The organism is Lapillicoccus sp., assembly GCF_025353065.1.
Classification (GTDB): domain Bacteria; phylum Actinomycetota; class Actinomycetes; order Actinomycetales; family Dermatophilaceae; genus Lapillicoccus.
In genome coordinates, this window is record NZ_JANXRJ010000271.1 from 15,015 (window position 1) to 29,114 (window position 14,100).

At 69.2% G+C, this 14,100-nt stretch carries 9 protein-coding genes; 2 read left to right on the top strand and 7 right to left on the bottom strand.

Annotated features, from left to right (window positions below; translation table 11 throughout):
- Positions 1–117: 117 nt before the first annotated feature.
- From Q0R63_RS19700 to Q0R63_RS19710, 3 genes are all read right to left on the bottom strand, one after another.
- Positions 118–1,182, bottom strand: a complete 1,065-nt coding sequence (locus Q0R63_RS19700; protein WP_366521181.1) for a substrate-binding domain-containing protein — start codon at positions 1,180–1,182, stop codon at positions 118–120.
- A gap of 92 nt (positions 1,183–1,274) precedes the next feature.
- Positions 1,275–2,294: an ABC transporter permease gene (locus Q0R63_RS19705; protein WP_295701193.1), complete on the bottom strand. Its 1,020-nt coding sequence runs from the start codon at positions 2,292–2,294 to the stop codon at positions 1,275–1,277.
- Complete coding sequence (locus tag Q0R63_RS19710) at positions 2,291–3,856, bottom strand: sugar ABC transporter ATP-binding protein (protein WP_295701196.1); 1,566 nt, start codon at positions 3,854–3,856, stop codon at positions 2,291–2,293. Before Q0R63_RS19710 ends, Q0R63_RS19705 begins: the two co-directional genes overlap by 4 nt.
- A gap of 304 nt (positions 3,857–4,160) precedes the next feature.
- Between Q0R63_RS19710 and Q0R63_RS19715 the strand changes: the two genes are divergently transcribed.
- Positions 4,161–4,919: a DeoR/GlpR family DNA-binding transcription regulator gene (locus Q0R63_RS19715; RefSeq protein WP_295701199.1), complete on the top strand. Its 759-nt coding sequence runs from the start codon at positions 4,161–4,163 to the stop codon at positions 4,917–4,919.
- A gap of 123 nt (positions 4,920–5,042) precedes the next feature.
- On the opposite strand, the gene Q0R63_RS19720 is transcribed toward Q0R63_RS19715, so the two are convergent.
- Complete coding sequence (locus Q0R63_RS19720; protein WP_295701201.1) at positions 5,043–6,263, bottom strand: serine hydrolase domain-containing protein; 1,221 nt, start codon at positions 6,261–6,263, stop codon at positions 5,043–5,045.
- Positions 6,264–6,329: 66 nt separating this feature from the next.
- The gene (locus Q0R63_RS19725) at positions 6,330–7,976 is read right to left on the bottom strand and encodes an NAD(P)/FAD-dependent oxidoreductase (protein WP_295701203.1); all 1,647 of its coding nucleotides are present in this window, start codon (positions 7,974–7,976) and stop codon (positions 6,330–6,332) included.
- Positions 7,977–8,198: 222 nt separating this feature from the next.
- Here Q0R63_RS19725 and Q0R63_RS19730 point away from each other — a divergent pair, with 222 nt between their 5' ends.
- On the top strand, positions 8,199–10,115 hold the full coding sequence (locus tag Q0R63_RS19730; protein ID WP_295701205.1) for a helix-turn-helix domain-containing protein: 1,917 nt from the start codon (positions 8,199–8,201) through the stop codon (positions 10,113–10,115).
- Between the two features lie 26 nt (positions 10,116–10,141).
- On the opposite strand, the gene Q0R63_RS19735 is transcribed toward Q0R63_RS19730, so the two are convergent.
- Both Q0R63_RS19735 and Q0R63_RS19740 read right to left on the bottom strand, forming a co-directional pair.
- On the bottom strand, positions 10,142–12,043 hold the full coding sequence (locus Q0R63_RS19735) for a patatin-like phospholipase family protein (RefSeq protein ID WP_295701208.1): 1,902 nt from the start codon (positions 12,041–12,043) through the stop codon (positions 10,142–10,144).
- Between the two features lie 49 nt (positions 12,044–12,092).
- Entirely contained in the window at positions 12,093–13,163 is a 1,071-nt protein-coding gene (locus Q0R63_RS19740; protein WP_295701211.1) for a hypothetical protein, read from the bottom strand.
- Between the last annotated feature and the right edge of the window lie 937 nt (positions 13,164–14,100).

Consider the following 14,100-nt stretch of genomic DNA (forward strand, 5'->3'; position numbering starts at 1 on the left):
CGGGTATGCCGTGGGGTCTCGGACTCTGGCGGGCCGGGGACGCGAGCCCCCGGCATACCGGAAGTGTGGCCTTAACCCCCGGTCCTTCGCCGGGTCCCGGGGGTTAAGGAGCTGCTGTCAGCTCGTGCCCTCGTCGGCGATCTTGCCGGTCTTGAGGTTGGCCTCGATGAGGGCCGGGAGCTGGGCGAGGAAGGCGTCCTTAGCGGTGACGATGTGCTTGGTGTAGAGCGCGACGTTCTCGGACGTCACCATCGGCATGAGGTAGACCGGGTTCTTGTTGACGTCCTGCTTGCGGGCGATCTTGGCGGCCACGGCGAGCCCGGCCGCGAGCTCGACGGTGCCGTTCTGGAGGTTGGTGCCGATGAAGTCGCCGCTGGTGACCGCCTTCAGCCCGTCCTCGATGCCGTCGACCCCGACGATCGGGATCTTCACGCCGGCCTCGCGGGTCGCCTGCAGGGCTCCGAGTCCCATGTCGTCGTTCTCGCCGACGATCCCGTTGACCTGGTTGCCAAAGCTGGAGAGCCAGTTCTTCGTCTTGTTGACGGCCTCGTCGCGCTTCCAGTTCGCCGTGTCCTTGGCGAGGATCTTCATGTTGGGGTACTTCGCGAGGATGTTCTGGATGCCCTTGGTGCGGTCGAGCTCGCCCGACTGCCCGAGGGGGCCCTGCAGCACGACGATGTTGCCCTTGCCGCCGAGTTTGTCGGCCATCATCTGCATCTCCTGCTCGCCGGCCTTGACGTCGTCCGGCAGGACGGAGCCGGCGAGGTCCTTGCTGTTGAGGCTGGCGTTGACCGCGAGGAACGGGATGTTCTTCGCCTTCGCCGAAGCGACCTGCGGCGCAAGGGAGTCGGCCTGGACGGGGACGACGATGATGGCGTCCACGCCCGCGTTGATGAACTGGTCCACCTGGCTGGCCTGGGTGTTGACGTCGAGGTTGGCGGAGTTGAAGAGCACCTCGATGTTGTTGGCCTTGGCGTAGGCGTCGATGCCGGCCTTGCCGGCGGTGATGAAGGACGACGTGTCGTAGACGCTGATGCCGACGCGGATCCGGGCGGTGCCACCGGCCGTGCCAGCGGCGGCGCCCGCGTTCTTGGTCGGGTCACCGGCGCCGCAGGCGGCCGCCGAGAGGAGCGCGACACCCGTGAGGGCGACGGTGAGGGCGCGCAGAGGTCGATTGGACATGGGTGTCTCCAGTTCGTGTGGTGGTGCGAGTGGGTGTGCGGTCGTGGCGAAGGAGGTGGGCGGAACTGAGGGGAAAGGTGACTGGTGGGGCCTCAGGTCCGACGACGGGCCGACCAGACGTCGACCGCGACGGCGGCGACGATGAGGACGCCCTTGATCACGCTCTGCCAGTAGGCCGGGACGATGAGGATGTCGAGACCGTTGTTGAGGGTCTGGATGAGGAGCAGCCCGAGGGCGGTGCCCCAGATGCTGCCCCGGCCGCCGAGGAGGCTGGCGCCGCCGATGACGACCGCGGCGATGGAGTCGAGCTCGTAGCCCTGGCCGAGGTTCGGTGGGCCGGAGATGACCCGGGAGGCGAGCATGACGCCCGAGAGTCCGGCGAGCATCCCGCTGATGGCATAGACGCTGAAGAGGATGCGCTTGGTCTTGACCCCGGCGATCTGGGCGGCCACCGGGTTGCCACCGACGGCATAGATGCGCATGCCGTAGGAGGTCCGGCGCATCACCACGGCGAGCAGGATGACGCCGACGATCATGACGAGGACGGGGATCTGGAGCCCGAACACCTTGTTGTTGGCGATCTCGCCGAACTCGGCCGGCAGCCCGTTGATGGGGGCGCCACCGCCGACGACGTAGGCGAGACCCGAGGCGGTCGTCAGCATGCCGAGGGTCGCGATGAAGGGTGGGACGTTGACCCGCGAGACGAGGAAGCCGTTGACGGCGCCCGCGACGAGACCGACGACGATCGCGACGACGACGCTCAGGATGAGCCGCTCCGGATGGTCCTTGACCGTCGCGGCGGCGGCCATGGCACTGAGGGCGATCACGGAGCCCACTGACAGGTCGATCCCCCCGGTCAGGATGACCAGCGTCTGCCCCAGCGCGATGAGCGCGAAGGGGGCGGCTGCGACGGCGATCGACTGGATGTTGTCGAGAGTGCCGAAGCGGGCGCTGCGATAGCTGAAGTAGGCGATGATCAGCACCATCACGATGACCATGGCGCGGCGGATCGCCTGGTCCCGGACCCACGTGGCGGTGAAGCGGCCGGCGGGTTCGGACTCGGGCGCCGAGGTGCCGGTGTCCGGCACCGGCGTCATCTGCTGGGTGGTCATCGGACGTCCTCCGTGGGCGTGGTGGTGGGAGTGTGGTGGGTCTGCTCGGTGTTGTCGGTGGGCTCGAGCCCGGCCGCGAGGCGGAAGATCGTGTCCTGCGCCGAGGGCGCCTGCAGGGCCGCTCGGTCGAGCTCGCCGGCGACCTCGCCGGCGCGCATGACCAGCGCACGGTGGGAGAGCGAGAGCACCTCGGGCATGTCCGACGACGCCATCAGGACGGCCATGCCCGAGTCGGCGAGGTCGGAGATGATCCGGTAGATCTCGCTCCTCGCCCCCACGTCGACACCGCGGGTCGGCTCGTCGAGGAGCAGCACGTCGACGTGACCGGTGAGCCACCGCGCGAGGACGACCTTCTGCTGGTTGCCCCCGGAGAGCGTCGCGACGTGCTGGGACAGGCTGCGGCTGCGCAGGCGGACGGACGACATGGCCTCCTTGACCACCTTCGCCCGATGGCCCTGCCGCAGCCAGCCACCGGCCGTGAACTGCGAGAGGCGGGGCAGGGAGCCGTTGTCCAGCACGCTCATCGTGAGCACCGCGCCGGCTCCCTTGCGGTCCTCGGGGACGAGCGCCATGCCGCGGGTGATCGAGGCTGCGGGTTGGTTGCGGGGGATGCCGTGCCCGGCGACGGACACCGAGCCGGCCACGGACCGCCGGACGCCGAAGATGGCCTCGAGCAGCTCGGTCCGGCCGGCCCCCACGAGCCCCGCGAGCCCGACGATCTCGCCGCGCCGGACGGTGAGGTCGATCGGCGCGGCATACCCCTGGACGTGGAGCCCGCGCACCTCGAGGGCGACGTCACCACCGGGTGCGTTGACCGTCGGGAAGAGGTCCTCGAGCTCGCGGCCGATCATCGCGTGCACGATGTCGTCGTCCGTGACCGCCGTCAGCGGCTCGTCGAGGACGAGTCCGCCGTCGCGCAGGACGACGACCCGGTCGGCGAGGGCGCGGATCTCTTCCATCTTGTGGGTCGTGTAGAGCATCGCGACGCCCTGGTCCCGCAGCCGGTTGACCACGGCATACAGGCGCTCCACCTCGCGGTCGGAGATGGCCGAGCTGGGCTCGTCGAGGAGGAGCACCTTGGCGCCGCTGCTGGAGTTCTTGACGATCTCGACGATCTGCCGCAGCCCGACCGAGAGGGTGCGCACGGCTCCCTGCGGGTCGATGTCGACGCCGAAGACCTCGAGCATCTGCCTGGCCTCGCGGGCCATCCGGCGGCGGTCGAGCAGGCCTGTGCGGCCTCGCAGCTCGCGGCCGAGGAAGAGGTTCTCGTAGACCGTCATGTCGAGGATCGGCGCAAGCTCCTGCGGCACGATCGCGACGCCCTGTCGGTGCGCCGCGTGCGGGTCGCCGGCCGCGAGCGGGGAACCCTCGATGAGGACGGCTCCGGCGTCGGGACGCAGCTGGCCGGACGCGATCTTCATCATCGTCGACTTGCCGGCGCCGTTCTCGCCGGCGAGCGCGGTGACGCTCCCGGGAGCGAGGGTGAGGGAGACGCCCTTGAGGACCGGGACTCCACCGAACGCCTTGACGAGGTCATGGCACTCGAGCGCTGGGGCTGTCACGGGATCTCCGACTTCGTCGTCGCATCTGGGGAGGTGGGCCACTGTCTGCCAGCGGCCGCTGTGTTCGTTCATGTGAAGTTCACACGAACAGACACGACTTTGTCAAGACAGCCGACCTGCGAGGTATGCGTGGGGGCTGGTCGCCCTTGCTGTGGCCCTAGTTTTGACAACAGTTTTCGTCAAGTGCTGAACGGGCGGCCGCCGGTCAACCACCTGTGCCCTGTGCCTGTGACACTCCATCGGTGACCATTCGTCACAGGTGTGTGACAATTTGCCTTCAAGGTCACAGGCAAGGAGACCACCGATGGTCACGAAGAGCAGCGTCGAGCTCGAGAGCCGCCGCCAGGCGTTGACCGAGCTGCTCAGCGTCGACGGGACGCTGCGCATCGAGGAGCTCGCCGAACGCTTCGGGGTCAGCACGATGACGATCCGGCGTGACCTGCAGGCGCTCGAGGACCACGGCGTCGTCCGTCGCGTCCGTGGAGGTGCCGTCAGCGGCGCGGAGCCGTTCGAGGCGCGCGAGCTCAGAGCCGGCGCGGCCAAGGAGGTCATCGCCCGCAAGCTCGTGGGCCTCGTGCCCGCGGGCGGGGTCGGGATCTGCATGGACGCCTCCACGACGATCGCCGTCCTCGCCGGCGCCCTGCCGCACTCCGAGAACCTCTCGGTCGTGACGGACGGGATCGAGACCTTCCTGACCCTCCATCGCGACACCCGCGTGCACGCCTACCTCACCGGCGGCCAGAAGGACCCCAACGCCGGATCCCTCGTCGGGCCGGTCGCCACCTCGACGCTGCGCCAGTTCTCCTTCGCGCGGGCCTTCCTCTCGGCGGCCGCGATCGACGCGCGTTTCGGCACCAGTGAGTTCTCCGCCGAGGAGACCGAGGTCAAGAAGCTGATGGCCCAGCTGTCCGACCACGTCGTGATGGCCGTCAACTCCGCGAAGTTCGAAACCGGTTCTGCCGCCAGGTGTCTCAACTGGGACCAGATCGACCTCATGGTCACCGAGCTCGACGTCACCGACCCACGGCTCGACCCCTACCGCGACCTCGTCGAGCTGCTCTGAGCTCCCCCGGGGGCGGCGGACCGGGGTGTCGGACCACCCCGCTCATCAGGACGGAGTGCTGACCACATCCGGCTGTGGTCAGCACTCCGCGCTGTCGGTCCGAGGACCCGAGCGAGGGCCCGGTCAGGCGGCGGCACCCCGGACGGCGCCGTAGGTGGCTGTCTCGAACGCGAGGTACTCGCCGAACGACGTCGGGTCACCGAAGGGCAGGATCTGGGTGGCCCAGAAGCCACCGATCCCGTGCTCGCGGTCCACCCAGTAGAAGAGGTTCGCGAGCCCCGCCCAGCCCTGCCCGCCGGCGGGACGACCGGTGGGTGCTTCCTCCTCGTTGATCATGAACGGCAGCGACCACGACTTGCGCAGGCCGGGCCAGTACTCCGCGTCGTTCGACAGCGACGGGATGACTCCGGGCAGCAGGCCGACCGACAGGCCCTCACCCAGGTGGCGCTGGACGGCCATCTCCACCGTCTCGGGCCGCAGGACCTGGCCGTGCTCACCCTGACCGTCGTTGAGCCACATCCGGATGAAGCGCATGTAGTCACCGACCGTGCCATAGAGCCCGTGTCCACCGAAGTCGACCTCGGGCGGCGAGGGCAGCTCGAACTCGATCGGTGCCAACGACCCGTCGGCGGCCCGGGCATGCATCCCGGCCGCTCGCGCACGCAACCGGTCGTCGATCGCGAACGTCATGTCCGTGATGCCGCAGGGGGCGAAGATGCGCTCGGCGAAGACCTCACCGAGCCGCTTGCCGGTGATGCCCTCGACGACCTGCCCGGCCCAGTCGAGATTGCTGCCGTACTCCCACTTCGTCCCCGGGTCGAAGAGCAGCGGTGTCATCAGGGCTGCCCGGGACGCGCTGATGACACTCGGCTGGCCCTTCTCGCTGGCCAGACGGGCGTAGTGCTGGTTGAAGAAGTCGTAGCCGAGGCCGGCGCTGTGGGTGAGCAGCTGCCGGGTGGTGGGTTTGCTCGCCGGCGCCCGCAGCTGCGGTTCACCGTCGGCGTCGAAGCCCTCGATGACCTGCAGCTGCGCGATGTGGGGGGCATAGGACTCGGCCGGTGCGTCGAGGTCGAGGGTGCCGTCCTCGACGAGCTGCAGGCAGGCCGTGGCGGTGATCGCCTTGGTCGTGGAGAAGAGGGCGAAGACGGTGTCGAGCGTCATCTCCTGCTCTTCGCCGAGGACCCGCTTGCCGGCGACTCCTTCGTAGACGTTGCCGGTGGCGTCGGTGACCATCGCCACCACGCCGGCCACGGGCGACTGCGCCCCGACGGCCCGGTGGAGGATCTCGTCGAGCTGCGGACCGAGCGCCGCTCGGTCGAGACCGGTGGAGGTGTGTGTAGACATGGTGTCTCCTCGTCGTTGAGGTGGGAACTACAGGGTGGCGGAGCGGGTCGTCCGAGGCAAGCGTGCTCAGCTGATGGCGAAGTGCGGGTAACCCTCGGCTGCCTCCTCCGCGCACTTGTCCCTGTAGACGCCGACCCCACCCGTGTAGGACAGCACGCGTCGCGGCTTGCCCGGCACGTTCGACCCGAGGTACCACGAGGTCGTGCCCGCGATGAGGGTCGCGTTGGCCGTCTCGTCGTGGTGCTCGACCCAGGCCTGCTCGCCCTCGTCGGTCGGCTCGATGACCGACTTGCCGTGTTCGCGGATGTAGTGGATGCAGTCGTTGATCCACTCGGTCTGCTGCTGCAGGCAGGTGGTCATGTTGCACAGGGCGGCCGACGGGGCCAGTGGCACGGCCGTGGTGAAGAGGTTGGGGTAGCCGTGCTTCATCAGGCCCATCGTCGTGCGGATCTCCGTGAACCAGTCCTCCTTGATGGTGTGCCCGTCGCGACCGCGGATGTCCATCCGGGTGAGCGCCCCTGTGCCGGCGTCGAATCCGGTCGCCATGATGATGACGTCGAGCTCACGCACCGTGCCGTCACGCAGCTCGATGCCTTCGGGGACGATGCGGGCGATCGGGTTGTCACGGACGCTGACCAGGTCGACGTTGTCCCGGTGGAAGGTCTCGAGGTAGCCCATCTCGAGCGGCACCCGGTGCGTGCCGAAGCCGTAGTCGGTGGGCACGAGCGCGGCGACGAGCGCCGGGTCCTTGAGCCGCGCACACATCTTCTCGCGCACGAACTGCGAGATCTCGTCGTTGACCTCCTGCTCGAAGAACATCTCTCCGAAGGAGGCGAGCCACAGCTTGAGTGAGCCGTCCTCGTAGATGTCCTCGAGGATCTCGCGACGACGCTCCGGCGGGGTGTCCGCCCACACGTGGACGAAGTCGTACTCGAAGCCGGTGAAGGTGTGGGGCAGGTTCTGCTTCAGCTCCTCGAACCGCCCCTTGTACCAGGCCACTTCGGCGTCGCCATACTTCGGGTTCTTCATCGGCAGGACGTACTGTGGCGTGCGGGCGAAGACCGTCAGGTGGCCCACCTGCGGCGCGATGGTCTGGATGACCTGGATGCCGGTGGCGCCGTTGCCGATGACGCCGACCCGTCTGCCAGCGAGGTCGAGCCCGCTCTCGGGGTAGCGCGACGTGTGCACGATCTGGCCGCGGAAGGAGTCCTGTCCCTCGAAGAGGTGGTCCATGGGGGCGGAGAGCATGCCGGCGCAGGTGACGAAGAACTGCGTGTCGATGACCTCGCCGGTGTCGGTGCGCACGGTCCAGCGCGCCCGGTCCTCGTCGTAGGTCGCCTGCTCCACCCGGGCACCGAAGGTGATGTGGTCGCGCAGGTGGAGCCGGTCGGTGACGTAGTGCAGCCACTGCTCGATCTCGGGCTGGTCGGGGAAGCGGTGGCTCCAGCTCCAGTCCTTGTAGAGCGCCTCGTCGAAGAGGTACTGGTAGATGTAGGCCTCGGAGTCGAAGCGGGCTCCCGGGTAACGGTTCCAGAACCACGTGCCGCCGACGTCGGACGCGGCGTCGTAGATCCGGGCGTCGAGGCCCTGCTGGCGCAGCTGGTGCAGCTGGTAGAGCCCGGCGACCCCGGCCCCGATGATGACGGCGTCAAGCGTGCGGGTGGGCTCCCCGCCCTGGGCGGTCTCGGTGGGCGAGGTGAGGGTGTCGGTCATGTCCGTCGTGTCCTTCGGTCGTCGTGGCTACGTCGTGACGATCCACCGCAAGGGGTCCGCCGGTGGGCCTTCGTGAAGTCTCGTGCGCCATCCACTTCGGGTGGTGTCCCAATCTGGGACACCACCACGAGCGGGTCTGGTCAGCACCGCACCGGGTGCGGCACTCTGGACGCGGGGCACCGTCGCCGCATCCCGACCCGGTGCCCCGGGAAGGGTGGCCCCGTGGACGTGGAGGAGCGGCGGCTGCGCGCCCGCGCGGCACGAGCCGGGTTCCTGCAGGACGACCCTGGCGCGCCGGGGACCGGGGTCCCCGACGTCGTCACGGCGTCGTGGCGGCGCAGTCGGACGGCCGGCGTGGACGTCGACGTCTACCGCGTCGAGCACCACGACGACGTCGACTACGACTCGCGGCTCGTCCGGTGCGCGCGCCCCGTCATCGAGCGGCTCTCCGACGACATGGTCGACGTGCCGGTCACCATCGCCCTGGCCGACTCCCGGGCCCGCATCGTCGACCGCCTCGACTGCTCGACCTCGGTCGCCCGCGTGCTCGACCGCGTCGACTTCCTCAAGGGTTTCTCCTTCCGCGAGGTCGGCGCGGGCGGTGTCGGCACCAACGGGATCGGCACGGTCTACGAGGCCGGGGCCTCCGTGGCCGTCGTCGGCGCCGAGCACTTCAACGAAGCCCTGGTGAAGTTCGCCTGCACGGGGGCGCCGATCATCGACCCGCTGACCGGCCGGGTCGAAGGGGTGCTCGACATCAGCTCGCTCGCGGAGAGCTGGTCGCCGATCATGCACACGCTCGTGCGATCCGCGGCCGACGACATCGCACGCAACCTGCTGCTCGAGCGCAACCAGTCGGACCAGGCGCTGTACGAGATGTACGTCCTCGCGTGCGCGCGCTCGCACCGGGCGGTCGTGGCCGTGGGCCGGACCTCGCTGATCGTCAACGACCGAGCCCAGTCACTGTTCACCCTCGAGGAGCAGTTCCTGCTACAGCAACAGGCGCGGATGCTCATGGGACGGAGGCCGCGCCCCATACCCTCCGTGTCCGGGACCTTCCACGACACCTCCCACGACACCGTGACCTTCGAGAGCGGTCGGGTGGTGCACCTGCGCGTCTCCCGGATCGTCAGCGGTGACGACGTCGTCGGTGTCGTGATGCTGCTGCACGACGAGCGCCACTCCTCACGTCACCTGTCGCGCGACCCCGCCGGGTCGACCCCCTCCCGCTCGGCGATGCCGTCGGATCACCGTCTGCCGTCGCTCAGCCTCGCCCACCGGCAGACCTCCGTGATAGCCGGCGACGTGCGTCGGGCTCCCACCTCCATCACCGATGGAGCCTGTCCGGCCTGGCGCCGAGCCTGCGCAGACACCTTCGAGGCCCTGCGCGAGCGGCAGAGCCTGCTCATCATCGGCGAGAGCGGCACGGGGAAGTTCACCCTCCTCGCCGAGCTCTTCCAGCGGGCCCATCCCGGCGGGCGGTGCGTCGCGGTGGATGCGGCTCGGATGACCGACGGGAGCCGCTTCACCCTGCGTCAGCCCGACGAGGGCACCGGCCCCACCCTCTTCATCCTCCGCCACCTCGACGCCCTCACCACGGCTGGGGCGGAGCTGCTCGACGAGGTGATCTCGGCCTCCAGCGGTGACGAGTCCCGCTTCGTCGCGGCGACCGTCAGTGACGGCGTGGTCGGCTCCGGGCTGCCGTGCGCCATGGTCGTGCGCCACTTCGACCTCAGCGTGACCGTGCCGGCCATCCGCTACCGCGGCGACGACCTCACCGCCCTGACCGCCCGCGTCCTCGCCGAGCTCGCACCCGACCGGCGGGTGAGCCTACGCTCCGACACCGCCCGGTTGGTCGCCCGCTACAGCTGGCCCCGCAACGTCACGCAGCTGCGCGAGGCGCTCGTCAGCGCGCTCGGCAAGCGCCCGGTCGGCGAGCTGCAGCCGGACGACCTGCCGGGCTACTGCCACACGGCCGGCACCCGCACCCTCACCACCCTCGAAGTCACCGAGCGTGACGCGATCGTGCGGGCTCTGGCCCAGGTCGACGACAATCGCCTGCAGGCCGCGACGCTGCTGGGCCTCTCGCGCTCGTCCCTCTATCGCAAGCTCGACCGCTACGGCATCGTCCATCCCTGACCCCCGCCCGTATGCGTGCGGTCGGGTCACTGGCGGGGTGCGAATCGCAGGTCGGGGCGCGGTGAGGGAAGGTCGCCCGCGGCGCCCGGGTTGTCCTGCGCGTCCCACGCCTGGGCGAGGGACATGAGGTGTGCGGTGGCCTGAGCGTCCGCGGCGACGCGGGTGGGGTCGCCGATCGCGTAGTGGGTGGCGGTCGGTCCGTAGTCGTCGATGAAGGCGTGAAACCCGTTCTGGTACTTGGCCTGCAGCGCGTCGAGCATGTCGTCGGCGCCCGACATCGCGACGCGGTAGCGGATCCACCGGTGCAGGGGGAAGTCGAAGTCCAGGAGACGGGCGCCGGCCAGGGCGCCGCGGTCGGCGAGGGCCGTGATGGTCTCCGGCGCCATCTTGAGGTTCATGCCGCCCTCCCCGCGTTTCTGGCGGATGGTGACGATCCGGTCGCGGAACCCCGGCATGGTGATCTGGGTGTTGTCGACCCAGCTCTGCATGGTGTCGAGGATGGTCCGGCCGAACGCGACCATGGTGGGCATCGGGGTCGCCTGAGGAGGCTGTTCTCCCTGGCCCTGGGGGCTCGGTTTCCACACCAGGTCGTTGGGGTCGTCCGGGTCGACCGGGCTGAGGTCGATGCCGAAGGTGGGGCGACCGGGGAACGGCGAGTCGAAGAAGTGCATGGGGAAGTTGCTGGACAGTCCGCCGTCGGAGAACCAGACGGGGATGACGTGACGGTTGCCGGGGGTCCGGGCCCGGTCGACGGTGAAGAACGGGACGGCGCTGATGAGGCCGGGGAAGCTCAGGGACAGCCGGGCCGCGACGACGACGGGAAGGTCCCACGCCGGTGGCAGGTCACGCAGTGGGACGGCGTGGGTGGGGCACACCATCGGGATGGGGACGGCGGCTCCGTCGACGAGGTCTTGTTGCGGGGCCGACGGTTCGGACGTGGCCATCATGTGCGCCACGACCGTGTCGGGGAAGTACTGGCCGAGGTGCACCGGGCAGAACGCGAAGCTGCTGGCGGAGAAGGGAAACCGGTAGGGGCGCTGAAAGGTCAGGCAGGTGGTCATCACCTGCAGGTCGATGGTCCTCGCGGCCGCCGCCGCCATCACCGCGTGGCTGCTCGGCCGTTCGCCGGCACGTTCTCTCGCGGCGATCTCGCGGGCCAGGTCGACGGCATCCGTGCCCCAGAGGTCGCCGAAGGTCAGTGGCCCGTCGGTGCCGGTGAGCCCGGCAAGGTCATCGAACGTCGAGGTCATCCAGTCGGTCAGGGGTGGCTGGTTGGTGGCCGGGTCCTGGGTGTGACCGTCACACATCCCGAATCCGTTGGTGGTCATGACGTCCAGGGCGTGGCGGCCGAAGGTGACCGCGGAGAGTATGACGGCGGCGACGGCGGCTGCGGGCACCCAGAGGACCGCGCACACCACCACCAGCCACCAGGTGGGATGTCCGGCGACCAGTACGGCGGCCAGCGGAACGCCGAGCAGGATCGCGAGCGTGAGGAGGAACGGGCGCGGCGCCTGGGCAGCGACCGTCGTCGCGGTCACCCGAAGCTTCCGTGGTCTGCTCCAGCTCGGTTCGAGCCAGCCGGACAGCACGCGGAATACGGGTCGGGTGGACGGACCCGCCTGGAACAGGCCGCCGAGACGGGTGCCGAGCTGGGTGGGCAGGTCCTCGAGCTTGGTGAATCCGCCTCTGTCACGGCCATGCTCGGCGGCTGCGACAGCAGCGGCGGCGATCGCACCGGCGGAGGCTCCGCCGACCTGCCGGAAGGTGTAGGTGCCGGACAGAGCCGCAGCAGCCCTCGGGTAGACGATCCCCGAGCTGATGCCCCCTTTCATGATCAGGTCGCACTCCTGCCTGACCACCGCCGATGTCACGGCGGCGGGTTCCTGGGTGGCTGGGGTCGTGGGGCCCGCTGACGGTATGTCGCTCACGGTCTGACCTTTCCTGGTGGACGAGTTCTGGCGAGGGTGGACGAGCGGTTCAGGTCGTGGTGGCTGGTCGGGGTCCGGTGTTGCGCAGGGAACCGAGCTTGGAGAGGGCGTCGAACCAGAACGGGGCGCCGAAGGAAGCCGCGAACACGGTCAGGGCCCAGCCGAGGACCTTCGCGAGCCAGCCGCCGACCGAGGTGGGGGTCGTCCCGCCGCTCCATCCCAGCGGCAACCCGGACTGGGTGTGAAGGCTCGACAGCTCGTGAGCCACGCAGCCGGCGGTGTCCGTCGGGGAGGCGGCCGGCCCGGCCTGGCAGAGGGTCTTGTTCTCCGCGGCGGCGACGACGGCCTGCTGCAGCGGACCATCGGCATACACCTGGTTGGCGATCGCGATCGTGTCCACCTGAAAGCCGATCGCCACCAGCGCGGTGACCACGATGAGCCAGCGTTTGGCCCACCGCTTGTAGGACCCGGCGATGCGGGCCATCTCGTTGTCGTACCACCGTTCCAGCGAGACCCGGAACGCGGTCACGTCGCCCTGTGCCGCCGTCAACAGGCTCTCCACGGCCCCGACGAAGGGCACGCCGTCATCCAGCGTCCTGATGCTCGCCGCGATCCGGTCGAGGGAGAGCTGGCCGGTGCGGTCGGGCACGAGGATGTCGATGAGGGCGGTGGCGAACGTCGACGAGGGGAGATAGCTCGGGTTGCGGACCCGGTCCCCGCTGGCGCCCGTCTGCTTGAAGGCGCTGACCAGCGGATGTCCCATCAGCTGCACGGTCCGGCTCAGTCCCTGGTCGCTGCTGGCCTTGAGGTCCGAGGTCGCCGGTCCGGCCGCGAGCGCCGCCCCATAGAGCGCGGTCTCCGCCGCGACGCCGCGTCGCAACGTCGCCACTCGTTGAGTTTTCCGGGCCGGCTTCGGGCGGACTGTCGGCATAGTCGGCGCAACGGGGGCGGCAGGCGCAGTAGGCGCGTCGAGCAGGTCACGCAGCCCGCGCAGGAGGTACTTGGCTCGCTTCGAGACCAGGTTGGAGATGAACTCCACCACCGCGGACGAGGCCAGGGCTACGACGAAGAACGAGACGGCGACCGCGGCGGCAGTGTCGAGGACCGGGCTGTTCGGCATGGCGGCTCCTGCGCTGGGGTCAAGGTCTATCGAACATCTCGGCCCGTGGGAAGACCGATGCCGATTCGGTGCTGCCTGACGTCAGGAAGGAGGCGCGGACCCGGCGCATTGATACAGGGAGCCGGCGACGTGAACAGAACGTGTCACTGGTGCTCCGCTTCCTGGGTCGGGTCTTCGTCCACGACGACAAGCTGGGGTGTGGCTGCGCCTCTGCTACGGCCAGGACAGCGATGAGCCGCACGTCGACTCCGCCCCTCGAGATCCCCCACCCAACGTGCTCGAGATCCGTGACGTAGACCCGTCGAAATCCTCGGCTCTGCTCTCACGTCGTCCTGCTGGAAGGCCCGCGTGCTGTCGTAGAGTCCACCCTCCTGCGGGCGATCGCCGAGAGCTGTGGGGCGACTGTGCTGGATCGTGATGACCCCGCAAGCCGACAAGCGGTCGCCAACCCCACCGGCACCTTCGTCGCGGGCAGGACGCCGATTTGTGTCAAGCGGGGCCGTTCGGTGCTCGGACCTCGATTTCTGGGTTTGTCGCCGCGCAGCATTCCCCGGGGCACCTCAGAACGACGGCTCACAGCCGGCAAGAGCCCCCTCTCCACGTCGGATCCGTCCTCGCCCCGCTCCGTGTGGAGTGCTGACCACACCCGGCTGGGGTCGGCACCCCGCACTCCGGGTCCGCAAGGGTCGAGACACGCGAAAGCCCCCTCACCGCAGGGTTTCGGGGGCTTCCGGGTGCCTCAGGGGACACGCGCGGTGGCGGTGGGATTTGAACCCACAGTGGGCGTTAACCCACACACGCTTTCGAGGTCTGCCGCGAGGGGTTCAAACGGTGCTGCGACCGCTCGGGCACGCTCAGCCGCCGTCACCGGGGGCCCGCTCGACCCGCGCTGGACGCACACGAATGAGACTAGAACTGAGACCAAAGGAGGAGGACT